Below are 21749 nucleotides of genomic sequence, written 5' to 3' on the forward strand. Positions count from 1 at the left end.
GCGGGGGGGGGGGGCCCCGCGGCCCCCCCGCCCTGTCCGCCCCCCCCCTCCGCCTTTCCCCGCTCGGGGGGGGGGGGCCCCGCGGGGGGGGGGGCCCCCACGGCTCTGCGGGACCCGGTTTGACCCCCTGGAACCGGCCCCGTAACCTAGACCGTCGGCATGCTTGGCGAATCCGTCCAGTGCGTGCCGCGCTCCTGAGCACCTCCCTCCGGGCCCTGTCCGGAGAGGCCGCTCGTCCAATCCGGATCCGTGCAGGCCTCAGGCCTGCCTGAGCGGCTGGCTTCAGGAGCATTCGTCCCGAGTGAGAGAGAGATCCGCGTGTACGCCATCGTGCGCAGCGGTGGTCGCCAGCACAAGGTTGCTGTCGGCGACATCGTTGAGGTTGACAAGATTCCCACCGCCAAGGTTGGCGACACGGTCGAGCTCTCGACCCTGCTCGTTGTCGACGGCGAAGCCGTGACCAGCGACCCGTGGGTCCTGGCCGGCGTCAAGGTCACGGCTGAGATCGTGGACCACCACAAGGGCGTCAAGATCGACATCCTGCGTTACAAGAACAAGACCGGCTACCGCCGTCGCCAGGGTCACCGCCAGCAGTACACGGCGATCAAGGTCACCGGTATCCCCGCGGCTGCGAAGTAAGAGGGACTGAGACATGGCACACAAGAAGGGCGCATCGTCCACCCGGAACGGGCGCGATTCCAATGCCCAGCGGCTCGGCGTGAAGCGCTTCGGCGGTCAGGTCGTTTCCGCTGGTGAGATCCTCGTCCGCCAGCGCGGCACCCACTTCCACCCGGGCTCGGGTGTCGGTCGTGGTGGCGACGACACGCTGTTCGCGCTGCAGGCCGGTGCGGTCCAGTTCGGCACGCACCGTGGCCGCAAGGTCGTCAACATCGTTCCGGCCGCCTGATCCAGCTCCTGCTGATCTGAAGCGTTCGTAACACCCCGAGGGCGGATCTCAGCTCTTCCCGGCGGAAGCCGGGAAGAGAGATCCGCCCTCGGCGCGTTGTCATATAGACACGTTTAATGGGCAGCAAGGCCTGCCCGGGACATTCCCGTATGTATCTGGAGGAACACCCATGACCACCTTCGTGGACCGCGTCGAGCTGCACGTCGCCGCGGGTAACGGGGGCCACGGCTGCGCCTCCGTTCACCGGGAGAAGTTCAAGCCGCTGGGCGGCCCCGACGGCGGCAACGGCGGCCGTGGCGGCGACGTCATCCTCGTGGTGGAGCAGGCGATCACCACCCTGCTGGACTACCACCACAGCCCCCACCGCAAGGCCACCAACGGCAAGCCCGGCGAGGGCGGCAACCGCTCCGGCAAGGACGGCCAGGACATGATCCTGCCCGTGCCGGACGGCACCGTCGTCCTCGACAAGGAGGGCAACGTCCTCGCCGACCTCGTCGGCCAGGGCACCACCTACGTGGCCGCCGAGGGCGGCCGCGGCGGTCTCGGCAACGCCGCGCTCTCCTCCGCCCGCCGCAAGGCTCCCGGCTTCGCGCTCCTCGGCGTCCCCGGCACCGGCGGCGACGTCATCCTGGAGCTCAAGACCGTCGCCGACGTGGCGCTGGTCGGTTTCCCGAGCGCCGGCAAGTCCTCGCTGATCTCGGTGCTCTCCTCCGCCAAGCCGAAGATCGCGGACTACCCCTTCACCACCCTCGTCCCGAACCTGGGCGTCGTCACGGCCGGCTCGACCGTCTACACGATCGCCGACGTCCCGGGCCTGATCCCCGGCGCCAGCCAGGGCAGGGGCCTGGGCCTGGAGTTCCTGCGCCACGTCGAGCGCTGCTCGGTGCTGGTGCACGTCCTGGACACCGCCACGCTGGAGTCCGACCGCGACCCGATCGCCGACCTCGACGTCATCGAGGAAGAGCTCAGGCTCTACGGCGGCGGCCTGGAGAAGCGCCCGCGCCTCGTCGTCCTCAACAAGGTCGACATCCCCGACGGCCAGGAGCTCGCGGACATGGTCCGCCCGGACCTGGAGGCCCGCGGCTACAAGGTCTTCGAGGTGTCCGCGGTCGCCCGTACGGGTCTGAAGGAGCTGTCCTTCTTCCTCGCCGAGGTCATCGCGAAGGCCCGGGCCCGCAAGCCGAAGGAGGAGGCGACCCGCATCGTCATCCGCCCGAAGGCCGTGGACGACAGCGGCTTCACCATCGCCTACGACGAGGTCGAGGACGTCTACCGGGTGCGCGGCGAGAAGCCGGAGCGCTGGGTCCGCCAGACCGACTTCAACATCGACGAGGCCGTCGGCTACCTCGCCGACCGCCTCAACCGCCTCGGCGTCGAGGACGCGCTCAGGAAGGCCGGCGCCCGCGCCGGTGACGGCGTCGCCATCGGCTCCGACGAGAACGCGGTCGTCTTCGACTGGGAGCCGACCATGATGGCCGGCGCCGAGATGCTGGGCCGCCGCGGTGAGGACCACCGTCTGGAGGCGCCGCGTCCGGCGACCACGCGCCGTAAGGACAAGGAAGCCAAGCGCGAGGACTCCGTCCAGAAGGAGTACGACGAGTTCCGCCCCTTCTGAGTCAGACGGGTTTCGGCCCTTCTGAGTTCATCCGGGTCCAGCCTTATTTCCACCCGTTCTGCGCCGATTTTTGGGGTGGTGGGCGGTCTTGAGGTTGTGTTTACCCGGGTCGCCTAGGATCCACCGGGTGACCAGCACCAATCCCTCCACCGTTTCCGTCGTGGTGATCGCGTACAACGACGCCGGGCTCGTGGGCGAGGCCGTTTCCTCGGCTCTCGCCCAGGGCCCGGTGGTCGCCGAGGTCATCGCCGTGAACGACGCCTCGTCCGACGCCACCGCCCAGGTGCTCGACGAGCTGGCCGCCCGCCACCCGCGCCTCAAGGTCGTGCACCGCACGCAGAACAGCGGCGGCTGCGGCACCCCGCGCAACGACGGGATCGCTGCCGCGAGCGCCCCCTACGTGCTCTTCCTGGACAGCGACGACGTCCTGCCCCCGGGGGCCGCCGACGCCCTGGTGCGCGCCGCCGAGGAGCACCGCACGCCGGTCACCGTCGGCGCGTGCGTCAGGCGCGAGCTGCCCGAGGGCCGCGACGTGCCCTGGGCGCCGGGCGTGTACACGGCCGGCGACGTCATCGAACGGCCCGCCGACCGGCCCGAGCTGGTCCGCGACACCCTGTGCGTCAACAAGCTGTACGAGCGCTCCTTCCTGGACAAGCACTCCATCCGCTTCCCCGACGGCCGGTTCGTCTACGAGGACTTCGTCTTCACCGCCCGCGTCCTGGCCGCCGCCCCGCGCATCGCGGTGATCGGCGACCTCGTCTACGTGTGGCACGTGCGCCGCCGCGCGGCCCAGGTGTCGATCTCCCTGGACCGCAAGGACGTCGGCAACTGGCGCTCGCGCATCGAGGCCCACCGCACGGCCTCCCGGATCGTCGCCGAGTCCTCGCCCGGGCTGGGCCGGGCCTGCCAGGCCAAGTTCCTGGAGTACGACCTGCGCATGTACCTGCGCGAGCTCGGCAAGGACCCCGAGTACCAGGCCGCCTGGTGGACCCTGACCCGCGCGTACGTGGAGACCTTCGCCGAGGCCGACATCGAGGCCGCCGGGGCGCACGCCCGCTGGATCGTACGGGTGCTGCGCGCCACCGCGACCCCGCCCGCGGCCCCCGAGCTGGCCCGGCTCACGCACTTCGCCGCCGACCCGGCCCGCCTGCTGCCCCCGTACGCCACCGACGCCGACGGGCTGCCGGTGTGGAGCGGGGAACTGCCGGTCGAGCTCGACGGGCTGGCCGAACTGCCCGTCGCCGAGCTGCCCGTCACCATCGACGCCGAGCCCTCCGGCCTCGGCGGGCTGCGCATCCACCTGCACGACCTGTACGGGCGCCTGGCCGCGGCCGGGCCGCACACCGCGCAGCTGCGGTTCGTGCCCCGCGCGGGCGGGGAGCCCGTGGTCACCCCGTCGGCCGGGCTGCTGCCCGACGAGGCCGGCGGCTGGAGCGCCGAGCTGCCGTTCCGGCTCACGGCGGTGGCCGCGGCCGGGCGCCGCACGGGCCGGCGCGGCATGCAGGCGTGGAACGTCCAGGTGGCCGTGGAGTGCGCGGACGGGAGTTCTCTGGTCACCTCCCCGCGGCCGCTCGACGGGCTGCTGCACCGGCGGGCGCTGGTCAGCAGCCGGTATGGTGTTCTGCTGGCACAGCCGTTCCGCACGGCCGGCGGCTCGCTGGCGCTGCGGCTCGCGCCCGGCGCGCAGGGCGCGCTGAGCTTCGTACGCAACCGCCTCCACCGGGCCATGGCGGGCCGCGGGCCCGGCTGAGGCGGGCCCAAAGCATCACATGGCACCGAACGGCACCGAACAGCACTCGGGAGACACGGCATGACTTTTCTGATCACCGGTGGCGCCGGCTACATCGGCGCGCACGTCGTCCGCGCGATGCTCCTCGCGGGGGAGAAGGTGGTCGTCCTGGACGACCTCTCCACGGGCAACGAGGACCGCGTCCCGGAGGGCGTCCCGCTGGTGATCGGCTCGGTCCTGGACCGTCTGGTCCTGGACAAGACCATCTCCGAGCACAAGATCACCGGTGTGGTGCACCTCGCGGGCAAGAAGCAGGTCGGCGAGTCCGTCGAGAAGCCGCTGTACTACTACCACGAGAACGTCCACGGACTCACGGTCCTGCTGCAGGCCGTCGCCGCCGCGGGCATCCGCAACTTCCTCTTCTCCTCCTCCGCCTCCGTGTACGGGATGCCCGACGTGGACCTGGTCACCGAGGAGACCCCGTGCGCGCCGCTGAGCCCGTACGGCGAGACCAAGCTGACCGGCGAGTGGCTGGTCCGCGACGCAGGCAGGGCGCACGGCATCTCCACCGCCTGCCTGCGCTACTTCAACGTGGCGGGCGCCGCGACTCCCGAGCTCGCCGACACCGGCATCTTCAACCTCGTCCCGATGGTCTTCGAGCGGTACGACGCCGGCGAGGGCGCGCGGATCTTCGGCGATGACTACCCGACCCCGGACGGCACCTGCATCCGCGACTACATCCACGTCGAGGACCTCGCAGACGCCCACGTGGTGGCGGCGCGCAAGCTCGCCGAGTGGGGCGCCGAGGGCCAGTACCAGGACCTCACCGTCAACATCGGCCGCGGCGAAGGCGTCTCCGTACGGGAGATGGTCGAGCTGCTGAACGAGAACACGGGGCACACCCACCCGCCCGTGGTCACCCCGCGCCGCCCCGGCGACCCGGCGAAGGTCGTGGCCTCGGCCGACCGGATCGCGGCCGAGCTGGGCTGGAAGGCGCGCCACGACGTCCGCGAGATGATCACCTCGGCCTGGAAGGGCTGGGAGGCCAAGCGCCAGGGCTGACCTGCCGGTCCGTTCGAGCCCCTACGAAGCCGCCCGCCCCGGTCGTGACCGGGGCGGGCGGCTTTCGCATGCACGGGGGAGGGGCTCAGCGCTCCAGGAAGGAGAACAGCTCCTCCCACCGGTCGGTGATCTCGGCGCTGGAGTAGCGCTGCACATGGTGGAAGGCGGCGTCGCCGAGCCGGTCGCGCAGTGCCTGGTCCGACATCAGCGCGTCCAGGTGCCCGGCCAGCTCCATCGTGTTGCCCAGCCGGGCCAGCAGCCCGTCCTCACCGTGCTCGACGATCTCCCGCACGCCCGGCGCGCAGTCGAAGGCGGCCACGGGCACGCCCGCCGCCATCGCCTCCAGCAGCGTGATCGGGAACCCCTCGGCGCGGGAGGCCTGGGCGAACACCGAGGCGCCGCGCAGCGCCCCCAGCACGTCGTCCGTGCTGCCCATCCACTCCACGGAGTCGTCGAGCCCCAGCGAGGTGCAGTGCGCCCGCAGCGTCGGCTCCTCCACGCCCGCGCCGTAGATCCGCAGGACCCAGTCGGGGTGGCGCGGGGCGGCGTCCGCCCAGGCGTCGAGCAGCAGGTCCATGCCCTTCTCGAACGCGAGCCGGCCGACGCTCGCGACGACCTTCCCGGTCCGGGGGGCGGGCGCCTGCGGCATGAAGGGCAGCGGGTTCGGCATGCTCCCCACGTTCTCCATGCCGGACCGGATCCACAGGTCCGCGTCCTCCGGGGTCAGCACCAGCATGCGGTCGACCTCCGGGTAGTAGCGGCGTACCCGGTCGCCCCGCGTGGACTTCTGGCTGGCCTCGAACGACTCGTGGCTCATGCCGATGACGCTGAGCCCCTTGGTGTCGGCGAGGGCCACCCACTCCATCGCCCAGACCTGGGTGACGATCACCACACCGCCGGGCCGGGCCGTGCGGAACAGCTCGTTCAGCGTCTGCGCCTTGGCCCGCATCCGGGCCCGGCGGGCCGCCTGGCGGCGCCGCTCGGGCGCGTTGAGCCGGCCCTTGATCCCGCGCAGCCGGCGGGCCTTGGGCGGGTGTGCGTCGTACAGCGTGGTCATCTCGTACGGGAGGTCCCGCGGCAGCTTCTGCCGGATCTCCTCGGCGACCGGGGCGATGCCGACGATGTGCACCCGGTGACCGCGGTCGGTGAACAGCCGGGCCATCTGGTGCGACCAGGTGGTCACACCGCCGAGCTCGTCGACACTGTTGGAGACGAGGAAGATGTCACGGCCGCCAGGCTGGTCGGTGTCCGCTACGGACTCGGCGGTCTGCTGGCTCACTTGCCGCTCCTGGTGAAGAACTTCTCGACGATCTGGCGGGCCGCGTCCCCGCGGTCGTACTCGCCGAACTCGGTGAGGAAGCGCTGGCGCGCCTCGGCGTACTTCGCGTCCGCCTCTTCGAAGGCGCCGAGGGCCTGCAACAGCTCGTCCGCCGTGGCCACGACCGGGCCCGGGGCCTTCTCCTTCAGGTCGAAGTAGGTGCCGCGGATGTCGGTCGCGTACTTCTCGTAGTCGTACGCGAAGAACACCATCGGCCGGTCCAGGACCGCGTAGTCGAACATCACGGACGAGTAGTCGGTGATCAGCCCGTCCGCGAGGGCCAGCAGCGGGGTGACGTCGTGGTGCTTGGACACGTCGATCACCCGGCCCTCGACCGACGGCGGCAGCGAGACGCTGTTGAGGTAGTGGGTGCGCACCAGCAGCGTGAAGCGGTCGCCGAGCCGGTCGGCGAACTCCTCGACGTCGAAGGGGAACGCGAAGCCCTCGACGGTGCCGTCCGCACTCGCCCGGAAGGTGGGCGCGTACAGCAGCACCTTCTTCTCCGGGGCGATGCCGAGCTCCGCGGCCAGCGGACCGCGCACCCGCTCCCCGCTGTCCGCCTCGCTGCGCTGCGCCTCGACCAGGGCGTCGTTGCGCGGGTAGCCGGTGCGCAGCAGGACCTCGTCGCGCAGCCGGAAGCCCTTGGCGAGGGTGCGGGTGTCGTGCTCGGAGCGGATCAGGAAGTGGTCGAAGCGGTCGACGGCCGCCTGGAACCGGGCCTGCCCGGCCCTGCCCTGCGCCTTGGTGCGGGGCTCGTGGAAGCCCATCCGCTTGAGCGCGGAGCCGTGCCAGGTCTGGATGTACGTGGTCCCCGGGCGCTTGGCCAGTGCCAGCGGGAAGCCCTGGTTGTCGACCCAGTACTCGGCCTGCGCCAGCGCCCGCAGGTACGGCCAGCTCCAGCGCCGGACCAGGGTGGCCTCCTTGGGGAAGCCGGTGGGCTTGCCGCCCGCGTACGACCAGAACGCCTCGAAGGGCACGCCCTGGCGCACCATCTCCTCGTAGATCGCCTTGGGGCTGTCGCTGTACTGCTTGCCCATGTGGCTCTCGAAGACGACCGTGCCCTTCTTGACCGGCAGCTTCGAGAAGACCTCGTGGTAGAGCTTCACCTTCTGCTCGCCCGAACCGAGGTTGCGGCGGGCCTTCAGGGCCCGGCGCAGGCCGCGCTTGACCACGCCGGCGGCCTTGCCCTGCATCGCGTTGTTGATCAGCGACTGGGTGCGTACGGCGGCGGGGCCCTCGGCGGTCAGGACGTAGGAGAGGTTGCCCTTCTTGGTCATCTCCGGCTCGAAGCGGTCCGAGACCAGCCGGGTCAGCCGCGGGCGGACCCGCAGGCGCGCGGCCTTCTCCAGGTCGACCTCGCCGACCGAGACGCGGGTGGTGACGCGGTTCCCGCCGGCCGTCAACTTCAGACGGACGTCCCAGACGGCGTCGATGATGCCGAGGGGTCGGACCGTGCTCCCGATGTCGGCGGTCGCGGTCCACTCGATCGTGTCACCGGCGTGGCGCACGGTTGCCGCCGGGAAGCTGAAGGAGCGCACGCCGATCTGCCGGCGGGCCCGGAATTCGAGCGAGGCCTTGAGTTCCGTTTCGGGCTTGATCCGCCCCAGCGGGTTGACGACGGCGCCGGAGAGCGTGACCGTGCCCCGCCCGTCGTCCTCGTAGGAGGTGAGGCGGTTGCCCAGGGTGAGGGAGCCGAGCGGGGTGGTGTGGAACCCCTGGTCGGTGACGTCCAGTATCCGGCGGCCCTCGGTGTCGTCAGGGTCGTCGATGTGCTGCGCGCACCAGTAGACGCGGCCGTCGCGCTCGGCGAGCGGGGAGGAGAGCCGGCCCTTGTTGGTCATGGCGTCGGCGGCCGGGAGCAGGTTGTCCCAGTCCTCCTTGCCCAGCAGGTAGGCGCAGATGGCCTGGAGGTGGTTGACGTTGTCGTACGCGGCCGGGTCGATGCCGGCCAGGTAGCCGTTGGCGAGGCGGGCGAACTCCTGCCGGTACGCGTCGCCCAGCAGGGGCAGGTCGCGCAGGTGCAGCACCAGGTCGTGCTTGAGGAACTTGGCGTCCTTGGCGGACTTGATCTGCGCGTGGCCCTTGGCTGCCAGCAGCTCGTCCACGCGCCGGTGGATCTCCATCCGGTGGACGAAGTTCGCGATCTCGTGGCGCCGGTTGCTGATCGACTTGGCCGCCGACTTCTCGACCACGTTCCAGAAGTAGACGTGGTTGGGGATCAGCGTGATGCGGCGTGCTGCCACGTAGGCCTGCGCGGAGAACAGCAGGTCCTCGTAGTGGATCCCGACCGGGAACTCCAGGCCCTCCTCCAGCAGGAACGCGCGCCGGTAGCACTTGTTCGTGGAGAGGGTGTCGTAGACCAGCAGGTCCGGGTACTCGGTGATCGACTCCAGCGTCCGGGTGCGCGAGTAGATCCACGGGTACCACTCGGTGGTCTTGCCCCACCGGTTGTCGAGGTGCACGCGTACGCACATGCCCGACACCAGGTCGGAGCCGGTCCGCTCGGCGGCGGCCAGCATGTTCCGGCAGGCGTTTCGTTCGAGCACGTCGTCGCTGTCCAGGAACATGACGTACGTGCCGGTGGCCTGCCGGATGCCATGGTTGCGCGGCGCGCCGCAGCCGCCGCTGTTCTCCGGTAGCTGGAAGGCGCGCACTCTTCCCGGGTGCGCCGCCTCCAGTTCCCGGGCGACCGCGTAGGACCGGTCCTTGCTGCAGTCGTCGACGATCACGACTTCGACCCCGTGCAGGGTTTGGTCCAAAACCGACTGGACGGCTGTCGGCAGACGCTCTGCGTCGTTGTAGACGATGACGACCACGGAGACGTCAGGCACGTGCACCTCGATCCCTTCGTTCCATTCCGCTTATCCCGTCAAAGCTACCGTGTGCGGCACTCCACTCAGGCAGGCCGATGGTCGGCGTGCATACTTCTAAGGAAGAGGTGAGTGGCGGGTCCGGTTGCCGACAATCACCCGTTCGGACCCAGCAGGAAGTGTTCATGAAGCTGTCCGTAGTAGTCCCTTGCTACAACGAGGAAGCTGTCGTAGACAGCTTCGACCTCGAGATCCGCAGGGTCCTGGACGCCCTCCCCGTCGAGTATGAGGTCTGTTACGTCGACGACGGCAGCCGCGACGGCACCCTCGAAAAACTCCGTAAGATCGCCGCGCAGCACGGTGAGCAGACGCGGTACGTCTCGTTCAGCCGCAATTTCGGCAAGGAGGCCGGCATGCTCGCGGGCCTCCGCGAGGCCACCGGCGACGCCGTAGTGATCATGGATGCGGACCTCCAGCACCCGCCGGAGCTCATCGCCACCATGCTCGACTACCACCGGCAGGGGCACGACCAGATCATCGCCCGCCGCACGCGCGAGGGTGACAAGAAACTCCGCTCCGCGCTGAGCCGCCTCTACTACCGGGGCATCAACCGGTGGGTCGACGTGGAGCTCGCCGACGGCGTCGGCGATTTCCGCCTGCTCTCGCGCCCGGCCGTGGACGCCCTGCTCGCGCTGCCGGAGTACAACCGCTTCTCCAAGGGCCTGTTCTCCTGGATCGGCTTCGACACCGTCCACTTCGACTACCGCAACGCGCAGCGCGAGGCCGGTGAGACGAAGTGGAAGTTCGGCTCGCTGGTGAACTACGGGATGGACGGGCTGATCTCGTTCAACAACCGGCCGCTGCGCATCGGTATCTGGCTCGGCGTGTCGCTGGTGGCCCTGACGGGGCTGTACGCGCTGTGGATCACCGTGATGGCGATCACGAACGGCGTCGAGTCGCCCGGTTACGTCACCCTCGTCGCGCTCATCACCGGCCTCGGCGGGGTCCAGATGATCATGCTGGGCCTCATCGGCGAGTACATCGGCCGCATCTATTACGAAACCAAGCGCCGCCCGCACTTCCTCGTGAAAGAAGCGCACGGCGCGGACCGCGTCCCGGGCGTGTCCCGAGCGGTGATCGCGGAAGACACCCGCCGATGACGCAGGACGGGAAGACACAGGACGCGAAGGCGCAGGACAGGAAGCAGAAGCTCGGCCAGGTCATACGGTTCGCCCTGGTCGGCGGCGTGAACACCGGCACCTTCTTCGGCATCTACCTGCTCCTGCATCCGTGGATGCCGTACTTCCTGGCCTACACGCTGGCGTTCGTGCTGTCGATGATCGGGTCGTTCTTCATGAACACCTACTTCACCTACCGCACCCGGCCGACCTGGAAGAAGTTCCTCCTCTTCCCGCTGACGAACGTCACGAACTACGTGATCCAGTCGGTCGGCCTCTACGCCCTGGTCGCCTGGGCCGGACTGGACAGCAGGATCGCGCCGCTGGTCGCGGCCGTCGTCGCCATTCCGTTCACCTTCCTGCTGTCGCGCAGGATTTTGATCCCCGGCTCGGGCGCGTCGCAGGGCGCGGAGCCGCGGACGGAGCCGGTGAGCGGCTCGTCCAGGGTCTGAAACCCCTGAGCAGTGCCCGCCTGCCACCCCGTAGATTGAGGTGGCAGGCAAGGCATTCGGCAAGGGGCAAGGGGAAAGACGTGTCAGCGGCTAGGCAGGGTGTCGTGGACGCCCGCAGGATCGTGGTCAAGGTCGGCTCCTCCTCCCTGACCACGGCGGCCGGCGGGCTCGACGCCGACCGGGTGGACGCGCTGGTCGACGTACTGGCCAAGGCCCGCAGCGGCGGCGAGAAGGAGATCGTCCTGGTCTCCAGCGGCGCCATCGCCGCCGGCCTCTCCCCGCTCGGACTGCGCCGCCGCCCCAAGGACCTGGCCCGGCAGCAGGCCGCCGCCAGCGTCGGCCAGGGCCTGCTCGTCGCCCGCTACACCGCCTCCTTCGCCCGGTACGGAGTGCGCGTCGGGCAGGTGCTGCTGACCACCGACGACACCAGCCGGCGCGCGCACTACCGCAACGCCTACCGGACGCTCGACCAGCTCCTCGCCATGGGCGCGCTGCCCGTGGTCAACGAGAACGACACCGTCGCCACGGACGAGATCCGCTTCGGCGACAACGACCGGCTCGCGGCCCTGGTGGCCCACCTGGTCCGGGCCGACCTCCTCGTCCTGCTGTCCGACGTGGACGGCCTCTACGACGGCGACCCGTCCCTGCCCGGCACCACCCGCATCGACGAGGTGCACGGCCCCGAGGACATCGCGCACGTCTCCATCGGCAGCGCCGGCAAGGCGGGCGTGGGCACCGGCGGCATGGTCACCAAGGTCGAGGCGGCGCGCATCGCGGCGGCCGCCGGCATCCCGGTCGTCCTGACCTCGGCCAGCCAGGCGGCCGACGCACTGGCCGGGCGCCGGACCGGTACGCACTTCCACGCCACGGGCCGCCGCTCCGCGGACCGGCTGCTGTGGCTCCAGCACGCTTCGACCCCGCAGGGGCACCTCGTACTGGACGACGGGGCCGTGCGCGCGGTCACCGAGCGCGGCAGCTCGCTGCTGGCGGCCGGCATCGCCGCCGTCGAGGGCGACTTCGTCGCGGGGGACCCCGTGGAACTGCGGGCCACCGACGGCCGGGCCGTGGCCCGGGGCCTGGTCAACTTCGACGCCAAGGAGCTCCCGCAGCTCCTCGGCCGCTCCACCCGTGAGCTCGCGCGGGAACTCGGACCCGCGTACGAGCGCGAGGTCGTCCACCGTGACGATCTGGTCCTGCTGCAGGGCTGAGGTTCCGTAAAACCGCCGCACGGTGCGCCGGGGACTGGTCAACTGTGAGGGGCGGACACGCGTAGTGCAGACAGGAGGCGGCTGGTGAGACGAGCGCTGACCAGCGTCGGTACGGGGGACGGTGGCGGAGACGGGCGGGACGACTCCTCCCGCCTCTGGCACGTGACCCTGAGCGTCTCCGGCAAGCCGGCTCCGTTGTCCGAGGTCCGGCGCGGGCTGGAGCAGCTGGCCCACGACCACCCTTTCCTGCTGACCAGCCGGTATGCCGACGACCATGCGGAGATCCGCTACTGGGAGGAGGCCCGGGACCTCCACGACGCGGCCGCCGTCGCCCTGCGGCTGTGGGGCGAACACCGCTCCTCGGCGCAGCTCCCGCCCTGGGAGATCGTCGGCCTGGAGGTCATCGACCGCGCCACCTACCACCAGCGCGTGTCCGAGGGCTACGGCCCGCCCCCGGCGCACCCGGTGGGCGTGCACCCGTACTAGGCGGGGGCGTCTCGGGAGGCGGAACCCCCGCCGGGCCGGGGCGGGGCGGGGATTACCCTGGCGGCATGACCTCGCTCGACGACGCCACCGCCGCCTCACCCGTACTCGCCACGGCGCGAGCCGCCCGTACGGCGGCCGCCGCCATCGCCCCCCTGCCGCGGTCCGCCAAGGACGCGGCCCTGCTGGCCATCGCGGACGCGCTGGAGGCCCGTACGGCCGAGGTCGTCGAGGCCAACGCCACCGACACGGCCAAGGCCCGCGCGGCCGGCACCAGCGAGACCGTCATCGACCGCCTCACCCTCACCCCCGAGCGCGTCGCGGCCATCGCCTCCGACGTACGGGACGTCGCCGCCCTCCCCGACCCCGTCGGCGAGGTCGTCCGCGGCTCCACCCTCCCCAACGGGATCGACCTGCGCCAGATCCGCGTCCCCCTCGGCGTCGTCGGCATCATCTACGAGGCCCGCCCCAACGTCACCGTCGACGCCGCCGCCCTCTGCCTGAAGTCCGGCAACGCGGTCCTGCTCCGCGGCAGCTCCTCCGCGTACGCCTCGAACACGGCGCTGGTCGCCATCCTGCGCGACGCCGTCGAGAGCGCAGGGCTGCCCGCCGACGCGATCCAGCTGGTCCCCGGCGAGTCCCGCGACTCCGTCCGCGAGCTGATGCGCGCCCGCGGCCTCGTCGACGTGCTCATCCCGCGCGGCGGCGCCTCCCTCATCAAGACCGTGGTCGAGGAGTCCATCGTCCCGGTCATCGAGACCGGTACCGGCAACTGCCACGTCTACGTCGATGCCCAGGCCGACCTGGCCATGGCCGTGGACATCCTCGTCAACTCCAAGGCCCAGCGGCCCTCCGTCTGCAACTCCGCCGAGACGCTCCTCGTCCACCGCGACATCGCCGACGCCTTCCTGCCGCTCGCCCTCGACGCGCTCGCCGACGCCGGAGTGACCGTCCACGGCGACGCCCGGGTGCTCGCCGCCGCCGAGGGCACCAAGGCCACCGCCCTGCCCGCCACCGACGAGGACTGGGCCGCCGAGTACCTCTCGTACGACATCGCGGCCGCCGTCGTGGAGTCCCTGGACGACGCAGTCGCCCACATCCGCCGCTGGACCTCCGGCCACACCGAGGCGATCGTGACCACCTCGCAGGCCGCCGCGCGCCGCTTCACCCAGCTGGTCGACTCGACCACCGTCGCCGTGAATGCATCCACCCGGTTCACGGACGGTGGCCAGTTCGGCTTCGGCGCGGAGATCGGAATCTCCACCCAGAAGCTGCACGCCCGGGGCCCCATGGGCCTTCCGGAGCTCACCTCCACCAAGTACATCGTCACCGGCGACGGTCACGTTCGGTAATCCCGCCCGGGACACCGCGTGGCCGGATTTCGGCACATGCCCTGCCCAAACCCGCCCCCCAGGTCTACGCTGGTCCTGTGCCGGACGACGTGGGGGGCAAGCCGTTCCCGGACGACGGGGAGCCCGACGACGACCGCGGAGGCGCGGACAAGGACTTCGCCTCCGTGGTGTTCGACGAGGACTTCGTCCGGAACGCCGAGATCCATGAACCGAGCGCGCTGGAGCGCCAGCGGGCCGCCGACCGGGCGCGCGCGGAGGCCGAAGCCGCCCGCGCCGCCGCCGCCGTCGCCGGAGGCTGGCAGGGCGAGGAGGACTACGGCTACGGCCACCCCGACGGATACGGCTCCGAGGAATCGGGCTGGGAGCACGGCTACGGCTGTGCGGAAGGACCGTACGGGGCCTACGGCGGCAGCCTGCGTCCCTACCGCGGCCGCTCCCCGTGGCTGCGCCCGGTGGCCTGGGTGCTCGCCTTCGTGATGGGCCTGGGCATGGTGGCCCTCGCCTTCAGCGCCGTCTACCGCAGCGCGGCCGCCGACACCGACCCGGCGCCGGTACCCGCCGCCACCCCCATGGGTGAAGTCACCGGCGCAGGCGCGTTTACGCACCCCGTCGGCCGCCAACCCTGAAGGTACGACCCCACTCCCTTTTTCACCGGAGCAGGGGGCTTCTCTGAAGCGGGGACAGCGGGGAGAAGCGATGGCCATGCCAGGAGATCCACCCGACGGCACCCCCGACGGCATCGGCGGGGGCGATGACGAGTTCCGGGCGGACGAGTACCGGTCGGTGGTGTTCGACGAGGACTTCGTCAGGGCTGCCCGCATCCAGGAGTTCTCCGCGCAGGAGCGGATCGGCGGGCACTCCCGCGCCGTACGCAGCCGCTCCATCTGGTCCGGCGGGTACGCGGGCTCCCGCACCGGCAGCCACGGCCGCGGCGCGACGCAGGGAAGGCTGCTCGTGCTGCTCATCGCCGCGGCCTTCGCGGCCGCCGTCTACATGGGCCTGCGCAACCCCTACGTGCCGCCCGTCGGCGGCCACGCCGAACCGCTCAGCAGCACCGTCGTGCCGCTCGCGCCCACCGAGGCAGTCCCCGGCGGCCGCCCGGCCGACCTGTACGCGAAGAGTCCGGCCGCGCAGTACCGCGTCGGCGCTGCCGGGATCACCCTGCCCGCCGTGCGCCGCACCCTGCACTTCACCGAGAGCCAGGTCCTGGCCGCCCTGACCGTCGCCAAGGACTACCTGGTGCAGTCCTCCCTGGACCCGGACGTCCTGTCCGGCAGCGCCTCCCGGCCGGTACGGGTCCTGCTCGACCCCGACCAGCTGGCGCAGTTCGACCGCAGCATGCTCTCGCCCTCCGGCGACGGCCGGTACGCCGCCACCGGCTGGCTGGTCCGCTTCGACCCGGGCGCCGCCGTCATGGCCGACACCCGGGTCCGGGTCAGCGGCACCCTCGCCGCCCTGGAGGTGAGCCCGGAGGTGCTGGAAGTGACCACCGACCACACCTTCGTCTACGCGGTGCGCCCGGCCGCCGGTCCGCCGACCGCGGCCGACGGCGCCTCGCTCTTCACCGTCCGCCGCGAGCTGCGGCTGCGCTTCGACCGCGAGGACCTCACGGCCCGGCGCGCGGAGCTGGCCTCGGCCTATGTGATGGCCGGCCCGCAGGACTGCTCCGCCGACCCCGCCGCGGGCTTCCGCCCGCTGACGGCAGGCGCCGCGCCGACCACGGTGGGCCCGGCCGCGAGCGACCCGTACGCGAGCGGCCATCCCCGCCGGGGGGCCGGGCTGTGCGGCGTACTGGCGACGCCCGCCCCGGAGCAGAGCATCAGCCCTGCTCCGTAGACCCGCCCGTGGCCGTGCCCGGGCCCTGGTCCTTGCCCGTCGCGGCGCCGCCGGCGGCCCCGCCGGTCCCGGCAGCCCCCGTGAACTTGTCGCGGAGCTTGCCGCCCAGGTCGCCCGCGCCGCCGGCTATGTCGCCGACCAGCTTCATCAGCGGATCCTTGCTGGTGCGCACCGAGTCGGCGTAGTGGGCGGCCGACTGACGGAAGGAGTCGGTCACCGAGGTGTCCTTGTCCTCGTCCCGCCGCGGGTAGTGGCCGTCCATGATCCGCTGGTGGTCCCGGGTCTGCGACCACTTCTTCAGCTCGGCCGCCCGCACCGTCGTGAAGGGGTGCGTACGGGGCAGCATGTTGAGGATCTTCAGCACGGAGTCGCGCAGGTCACCGCTCGCCTCGTACTCCTCGGCCTGGGCGAGGAAGGCGTCCACATTCATCTCGTGGAGGTGGTTGCCGCCCGCTATCTTCATCAGCCCCCGCATCGAGGCATTCACGTCCTGGCCCACCAGCAGCCCCGCCCGGTCCGCCGAGAGCTCCGACTTGCGGAACCACTCCCGCAGCGCGGTCACGATCGCCGTGATCGCCATGGTGCCCAGCGGGATCCACGCCACCTTCAGCGCGAGATTCGTCAGGAACAGCAGGATCGTGCGGTACACGGCATGCCCCGACAGCGCGTGGCCCACCTCGTGGCCCACCACCGCCCGCATCTCCTCCTCGTCGAGCAGTTCGACGAGAGCCGTCGTCACCACGATGATCGGCTCGTCCAGCCCGATGCACATCGCATTCGGCTTCGGGTCCTGCTGCACGTACATCTGCGGGACCTTCTCCAGGTCCAGGATGTAACAGGCGTCGCGCAGCATCGCGTACAGGTGCGGGAACTGCGTCTCGCCCACGCGGACGGTGTCCGACAGGAACAGCAGCCGCAGGGTCCGCTCCGGAAGGAGCCCGCTCAGTGCCTTGAAGACCGTGTCGAACCCGGCCAGCTTGCGCAGCGCCACCAGCGCCGAGCGGTCCGCCGGGTGCTCGTAGGCCCGCGAGGAAATCCCGGGGAACCTCCTGCGGTCCCGCGCCGGTGCCTTCTCGAATCCCGTGTCCGTCATAGCGCCTCCCCCTCGATCTGACTTCCAGCCTGTGCGTCTATCCTCTCCAACGCCTGAGTCGACGTGAGCGTGCCCCAGGCCCCCGCATACGATGTGAGCGAAATCTCCGCCCGCACCCCGACTCGATAGGTACCTGCCTGATGAGCCTCGCCACCACCGCCCACAGCCTGGTCGTCCTCGCCTCGGAAGGGGCCGAGCAGCACGGCGGCAACCACGACAGCCTCAACCCCTTCCTGACCGGTGGCGCCGCGTTCGGCATCCTGCTCCTGCTGCTGTGGGTCACCACGCGCCTCAACCGCGACCGCTAGATCACCTCGCGTACGCGCTCGAATGCGGGTCCGGACCGCTCCACCGGGCCAGTAGGCTCTGCGCTCATGGGAGAGCAGGAAGTGCCTACCGGCCCGGTCAAGCGCCGGCTCGGCGTGATGGGCGGGACATTCGACCCGATCCACCACGGACACCTGGTGGCCGCCAGTGAAGTGGCCGCGCTGTTCCACCTCGACGAGGTGGTGTTCGTACCGACCGGCGAGCCGTGGCAGAAGTCGCAGCGGGCCGTGTCGCCCGCCGAGGACCGCTACCTCATGACGGTCATCGCGACCGCCTCGAACCCGCAGTTCTCGGTGAGCCGCATCGACATCGACCGCGGCGGGCCGACGTACACGATCGACACCCTGCGCGACCTGAGCGCCCTCAACGACGACTCCGACCTGTTCTTCATCACCGGTGCCGACGCCCTCGCACAGATCCTGACCTGGCGAAACGCCGAGGAACTCTTCGCCCTCGCCCATTTCATCGGCGTCACCCGGCCGGGCCACGTCCTGACCGACGACGGCCTTCCCGAGGGCGGCGTCTCCCTGGTGGAGGTGCCCGCGCTGGCGATCTCGTCCACGGACTGCCGCGCCCGGGTCGCCAAGGGGGATCCTGTCTGGTATTTGGTTCCGGACGGCGTGGTGCGCTACATCGACAAGCGTGAGCTGTACCGGGGAGCCTGAGCTTCCGGAGAGAGGGGCCCCGCGGTGAACGACCGACAGGAGCCGGACCCGTACGACCCGTACGATCCGCACGCAGCCCAGGAGCAGCAGCTCATCGGCTACGACGCGTACGGGCGGCCGGTGTACAGCCAGGCGCCCGCGCAGCCGGCCCCCGCCCCTGCCCAGAGTTACGAGCAGCAGGGCTACGAGCAGCAGCAGCCGTACGGCGGGTACGGCTACCAGGCGTACGGCCAGCAGCCGCAGCAGCAGTACTACCCGCAGCAGCCGCAGCAGGACTACGCCCAGGCCCCCGCGTACGGCTACGACACGCAGGCCACCCAGCAGTGGATCCCGCAGCAGGCCGCCCCGGAGGCCCACGCGCCGGCTCCGGCCCCGGCCCGGGCCCCCGCGGCCGAACCGGCGCCCGACCCGGACCCGGAGCCCGGGTACCGCCCGGCCGCCGCGCAGGTCCCCGAGCCCCGCCGCCCGGGCGCCGCCTCCGGACAGCAGCCCGACGGGTACCGCACCGAGCAGTTCGACTTCATCGACCAGCCGGACGAGGACTCCGAGGACGTCATCGACTGGCTCGCCTTCACCGAGAGCCGGACCGAGCGCCGCGAGGAGGCCCGCCGCCGCGGCCGCAACCGCGTGGTCGCACTGATCGTCGCGCTCGCCGTCTTCGTCGTCGCCGGCCTCGGCTACCTCTGGTACGCCAGCAAGCTGCCCTTCCTGGAAGGTCCCGGAAAGTCGCAGAACACCGCGGCCGCCACCGGACCGCAGAAGCGCGACATGATCGTCGTGCACGTGCACAACACCAAGAAGGGCGGCACCTCGACGGCGCTGCTCGTCGACAACGTCACCACCAAGCAGGGCGCCACCGTCCTGGTGCCCAACACGCTGAACGTCCCCAAGGACGACGGCAGCGCCGCGGGCCTCGGCAAGGCCGTCGAGGAGGGCGGCCTCGGCGTGCGCGAATCCCTCGACACGGTGCTCGGCACGCACATCGGCGGTACCTGGCGCCTGGACACCCCCTTCCTGGAGAGCCTCGTCGAGCTGGTCGGCGGCATCGAGGTCGACACCGACGCCGCCGTCCCCGCGGACGACGCGGTCAAGGCCCCGGCGGTGGCCCAGGGCCAGAAGCAGAGCCTCAGCGGCGCGATGGCGGTCGCCTACGCCACGTACCGCGGCCAGGGCGAACCGGAGGCCAAGCAGCTGGAGCGGCTGGGCAAGGTGCTGTACGCCGTCCTGCGCAAGGTTCCCGGGGACGCGAAGTCCGCGACGATGACGGTCGAGAGCATCGGCCAGATCCTGGACCCGGCGCTGAACGCGCAGACCCTCGGCGCCCTGCTGGCCAAGCTCGGCGAGCACGCCAAGGTGGGTGCGTACCGCACCGACGTGCTCACGGTGAAGCCCGACGGCGGCCTCACGGACGACGCCAACAAGAAGGTCGTCAAGGAGGTGCTCGGCGGCTCCTTCACGGCGACGCAGGCGGGCGCCGCCCCGCGGGTCGGCTTCAAGGACGCCACCGGCGACGACAAGGCCCAGACCGCGGGGAGGGCGGCGCTGCTCAACGGCGGCTACACCCTGGTCGACGGCGGCAAGGCGGACAAGACCGCTCCCGCGTCGCAGATCACGTACCAGGACGACGCGCAGCGGGACAAGGCGATCGAGGTCGCCAAGACGCTGGGGCTGCCCGAAACGGTCGTGAAGAAGGGCGAGAGCGCGGTCAACGCGGACATCGTGGTGACGCTGGGCAAGGACTACAAGACGTCCTGAGCCTTGCCCGGTCAGGGCTCTGAGGTGGGGATCCGCCCGCGCGGGACGTTCCGCGCGGGCGGTGTCGGCGGTACATGAGACCCTTGTATGGATCTGCCCGCCAACCCGAAAGCATGGCCAGTGACCGCCACGGACCGCTCCATCGAGCTCATCACCGCCGCCGCCCAGGCCGCGGCCGACCGGCTCGCGCACGACATCATCGCGTACGACGTCAGCGACGTGCTGTCGATCACCGACGCCTTCCTGCTCGCCTCGGCGCCCAACGACCGCCAGGTCAAGTCGATCGTCGACGAGATCGAGGAGCGCCTGCTCAAGGAGCTCGGCGCCAAGCCGGTACGCCGCGAGGGCGACCGCGACGCGCGCTGGATCCTGCTCGACTACATCGACATCGTCGTCCACGTGCAGCACAGCGAGGAGCGGGTCTTCTACGCGCTGGAGCGCCTGTGGAAGGACTGCCCCGAGATCGACCTGCCCGAGGACGCCAAGCTCACCAAGGGCAAGGCGGAGGAGCACGCCAAGCTGCGTGAGGCGGCGGGCGACGAGGACCAGGACGGTGATCTGTTCTGAGCACGAGCCCCTCGGGCAAGACCGGCCGGAAGATCGTCCTGTGGCGGCACGGCCAGACCTCGTGGAACCTGGAGCGGCGCTTCCAGGGCTCCACGGACATCGAGCTGACCCAGACCGGTGTGGCGCAGGCGCGCCGCGCCGCCCGGCTGCTCGCCTCGCTGAAGCCCGACGCGATCATCGCCTCCGACCTGCGGCGGGCCTCCGCCACGGCTGCCGAGCTGGCCGCCGTCACGGGTCTGCCGGTGACGCACAGCGCGGCGCTGCGCGAGACGTACGCCGGCGAGTGGCAGGGCCTCACGCACGACGAGATCGTCAAGAAGTACGGCGAGCAGTACGCGGCGTGGAAGCGCGGCGAGCCGGTGCGCCGGGGCGGCGGGGAGCTGGAGACCGAGGTCGCCGACCGGGCGGCGCCGGTGGTGCTGTCGTACGCGGACCGGCTGCCGGAGAGCGGCACGCTCGTGGTGGTGAGCCACGGAGGCGCGATCCGTACGACGATCGGCCGCCTGCTGGGCCTGGACTCGCACCACTGGGAGAGCCTGGGCGGGCTCTCGAACTGCTGCTGGTCCGTGCTCGGCGAGGGCGCGCGCGGCTGGCGGCTGATGGAGCACAATGCCGGCACGCTGCCGGAACCGGTGCTCGGCGACGACGACTGAGCGCTCCGCACCCGGATTTCACTTTCCGGCTGGTCACAGGCTAGAGTTCTTCTTGTTCGCAGCGCAGAACGCCGGAAACGGGGGAGCGCGGCGGAGAGCGGGGCTATAGCTCAGTTGGTAGAGCGCCTGCATGGCATGCAGGAGGTCTGGAGTTCAATTCTCCATAGCTCCACAATCAGGATCCCGTCCCCAACAGGGGGCGGGATTCTTGCTTTTGTCCCTTGCTGACCAGCCGCGCACCGGCATGGCAGAATCGGACGGCCGGAGGGGGACACGACGGCCCGACGCGGGAGGGAGTCGCTGACGGATGGGTGCACACCGGCGGCGGTGCGACTGGTGCAACAACGGCACGCCGATCGTGCGGGACATGGACCCGATCAACTCCGACTACCAGTACTGGTGCGAGGAATGCGCGCGGGCGCTGATCATAAAAGGCGACCCGATCGAGACGTACCGCGAGCTGGAGGGCGAGCCGATCTATGGGCGCCTCCTCGACGAGCACTGCACGCTCAAGCGGTTCTACCAGTTCGCGCGAGCCTGACGACCAAGCTGACGAACCATCCCCAATCGGACATGGCCCGAGGTCGACGGAAACCGATTTTTGGACCAGGGCCATGACCGTGTAATGTTTGGGACGTCGCCAAGGGGAACCGGAAACGGAAGCCGGAGCGGCAGGCAAGACAAGGGGCTATAGCTCAGTTGGTAGAGCGCCTGCATGGCATGCAGGAGGTCTGGAGTT

Annotated in this window: 21 protein-coding genes and 1 tRNA gene; 19 read left to right on the forward strand and 3 right to left on the reverse strand. The window is 70.8% G+C overall.

The window, feature by feature from the left end; all coding sequences use genetic code 11:
• Positions 1 to 318: 318 nt before the first annotated feature.
• The 5 genes from rplU to galE all read left to right on the forward strand — a co-directional run bounded on the left by rplU (position 319) and on the right by galE (position 5313).
• A complete protein-coding gene (gene rplU, locus ACFWBF_RS33430) occupies positions 319 to 639 on the forward strand; it encodes a 50S ribosomal protein L21 (RefSeq protein WP_112446572.1) in 321 nt (106 codons plus the stop codon).
• Between the two features lie 13 nt (positions 640 to 652).
• On the forward strand, positions 653 to 907 hold the full coding sequence (gene rpmA, locus ACFWBF_RS33435) for a 50S ribosomal protein L27 (protein WP_030027134.1): 255 nt from the start codon (positions 653 to 655) through the stop codon (positions 905 to 907).
• Positions 908 to 1076: 169 nt separating this feature from the next.
• Positions 1077 to 2522 carry a GTPase ObgE gene (gene obgE / locus ACFWBF_RS33440; RefSeq protein WP_385608400.1) on the forward strand — a complete coding sequence of 482 codons (1446 nt, stop codon included), beginning with the start codon at positions 1077 to 1079 and terminating at the stop codon, positions 2520 to 2522.
• 127 nt (positions 2523 to 2649) lie between these two features.
• Entirely contained in the window at positions 2650 to 4272 is a 1623-nt protein-coding gene (locus ACFWBF_RS33445; RefSeq protein ID WP_385608401.1) for a glycosyltransferase family 2 protein, read from the forward strand.
• A gap of 60 nt (positions 4273 to 4332) precedes the next feature.
• Positions 4333 to 5313: a UDP-glucose 4-epimerase GalE gene (galE, locus tag ACFWBF_RS33450; protein ID WP_385608402.1), complete on the forward strand. Its 981-nt coding sequence runs from the start codon at positions 4333 to 4335 to the stop codon at positions 5311 to 5313.
• 85 nt (positions 5314 to 5398) lie between these two features.
• On the opposite strand, the gene ACFWBF_RS33455 is transcribed toward galE, so the two are convergent.
• Together ACFWBF_RS33455 and ACFWBF_RS33460 are read right to left on the reverse strand one after the other, a co-directional pair.
• Positions 5399 to 6592 (reverse strand): glycosyltransferase, encoded by a 1194-nt coding sequence (locus tag ACFWBF_RS33455; protein ID WP_385608403.1) that lies wholly within the window; start codon positions 6590 to 6592, stop codon positions 5399 to 5401.
• Complete coding sequence (locus ACFWBF_RS33460; protein ID WP_385608404.1) at positions 6589 to 9468, reverse strand: CDP-glycerol glycerophosphotransferase family protein; 2880 nt, start codon at positions 9466 to 9468, stop codon at positions 6589 to 6591. Before ACFWBF_RS33460 ends, ACFWBF_RS33455 begins: the two co-directional genes overlap by 4 nt.
• Positions 9469 to 9626: 158 nt before the next feature.
• Here ACFWBF_RS33460 and ACFWBF_RS33465 point away from each other — a divergent pair, with 158 nt between their 5' ends.
• The 7 genes from ACFWBF_RS33465 to ACFWBF_RS33495 all read left to right on the forward strand — a co-directional run bounded on the left by ACFWBF_RS33465 (position 9627) and on the right by ACFWBF_RS33495 (position 15950).
• Positions 9627 to 10601 (forward strand): glycosyltransferase family 2 protein, encoded by a 975-nt coding sequence (locus ACFWBF_RS33465; RefSeq protein WP_385608405.1) that lies wholly within the window; start codon positions 9627 to 9629, stop codon positions 10599 to 10601.
• Entirely contained in the window at positions 10598 to 11071 is a 474-nt protein-coding gene (locus ACFWBF_RS33470) for a GtrA family protein (protein WP_385608406.1), read from the forward strand. Before ACFWBF_RS33465 ends, ACFWBF_RS33470 begins: the two co-directional genes overlap by 4 nt.
• 80 nt (positions 11072 to 11151) lie before the next feature.
• Entirely contained in the window at positions 11152 to 12279 is a 1128-nt protein-coding gene (proB, locus tag ACFWBF_RS33475) for a glutamate 5-kinase (protein WP_385608407.1), read from the forward strand.
• Between the two features lie 84 nt (positions 12280 to 12363).
• Positions 12364 to 12765 carry a hypothetical protein gene (locus ACFWBF_RS33480; RefSeq protein WP_385608408.1) on the forward strand — a complete coding sequence of 134 codons (402 nt, stop codon included), beginning with the start codon at positions 12364 to 12366 and terminating at the stop codon, positions 12763 to 12765.
• A 65-nt stretch (positions 12766 to 12830) separates the two neighbouring features.
• A complete protein-coding gene (locus ACFWBF_RS33485; protein ID WP_385608409.1) occupies positions 12831 to 14114 on the forward strand; it encodes a glutamate-5-semialdehyde dehydrogenase in 1284 nt (427 codons plus the stop codon).
• Between the two features lie 77 nt (positions 14115 to 14191).
• Positions 14192 to 14740, forward strand: a complete 549-nt coding sequence (locus ACFWBF_RS33490) for a hypothetical protein (RefSeq protein ID WP_385608410.1) — start codon at positions 14192 to 14194, stop codon at positions 14738 to 14740.
• 70 nt (positions 14741 to 14810) lie between these two features.
• Positions 14811 to 15950, forward strand: a complete 1140-nt coding sequence (locus ACFWBF_RS33495; RefSeq protein WP_385608411.1) for a hypothetical protein — start codon at positions 14811 to 14813, stop codon at positions 15948 to 15950.
• Here ACFWBF_RS33495 and ACFWBF_RS33500 read toward each other — a convergent pair.
• Positions 15934 to 17043 (reverse strand): M48 family metallopeptidase, encoded by a 1110-nt coding sequence (locus ACFWBF_RS33500; protein WP_385608412.1) that lies wholly within the window; start codon positions 17041 to 17043, stop codon positions 15934 to 15936. The two genes, ACFWBF_RS33495 and ACFWBF_RS33500, sit on opposite strands and share 17 nt — an antisense overlap.
• Before the next feature lie 140 nt (positions 17044 to 17183).
• Here ACFWBF_RS33500 and ACFWBF_RS33505 point away from each other — a divergent pair, with 140 nt between their 5' ends.
• The 7 genes from ACFWBF_RS33505 (at position 17184) to ACFWBF_RS33535 (ending at position 21551) form a co-directional block, all read left to right on the forward strand.
• Entirely contained in the window at positions 17184 to 17351 is a 168-nt protein-coding gene (locus ACFWBF_RS33505) for a hypothetical protein (RefSeq protein WP_385229751.1), read from the forward strand.
• A 66-nt stretch (positions 17352 to 17417) separates the two neighbouring features.
• The gene (gene nadD, locus ACFWBF_RS33510) at positions 17418 to 18035 is read left to right on the forward strand and encodes a nicotinate-nucleotide adenylyltransferase (protein WP_385608413.1); all 618 of its coding nucleotides are present in this window, start codon (positions 17418 to 17420) and stop codon (positions 18033 to 18035) included.
• Positions 18036 to 18059: 24 nt separating this feature from the next.
• The gene (locus ACFWBF_RS33515; RefSeq protein ID WP_385608414.1) at positions 18060 to 19790 is read left to right on the forward strand and encodes an LCP family protein; all 1731 of its coding nucleotides are present in this window, start codon (positions 18060 to 18062) and stop codon (positions 19788 to 19790) included.
• A gap of 120 nt (positions 19791 to 19910) precedes the next feature.
• On the forward strand, positions 19911 to 20357 hold the full coding sequence (gene rsfS, locus ACFWBF_RS33520; protein ID WP_385608415.1) for a ribosome silencing factor: 447 nt from the start codon (positions 19911 to 19913) through the stop codon (positions 20355 to 20357).
• Positions 20354 to 21010, forward strand: coding sequence for a histidine phosphatase family protein (locus ACFWBF_RS33525; protein WP_385608416.1), 657 nt, complete (start codon positions 20354 to 20356; stop codon positions 21008 to 21010). The genes rsfS and ACFWBF_RS33525 overlap by 4 nt, the downstream gene beginning before the upstream one ends.
• A gap of 99 nt (positions 21011 to 21109) precedes the next feature.
• A tRNA-Ala gene (locus tag ACFWBF_RS33530) sits at positions 21110 to 21182 on the forward strand.
• A gap of 135 nt (positions 21183 to 21317) precedes the next feature.
• On the forward strand, positions 21318 to 21551 hold the full coding sequence (locus ACFWBF_RS33535) for a hypothetical protein (protein WP_365920427.1): 234 nt from the start codon (positions 21318 to 21320) through the stop codon (positions 21549 to 21551).
• Positions 21552 to 21749 lie beyond the last annotated feature (198 nt).

This window comes from Streptomyces sp. NPDC060028 (assembly GCF_042736725.1).
In the GTDB taxonomy this organism is placed as follows: Bacteria; Actinomycetota; Actinomycetes; order Streptomycetales; family Streptomycetaceae; genus Streptomyces.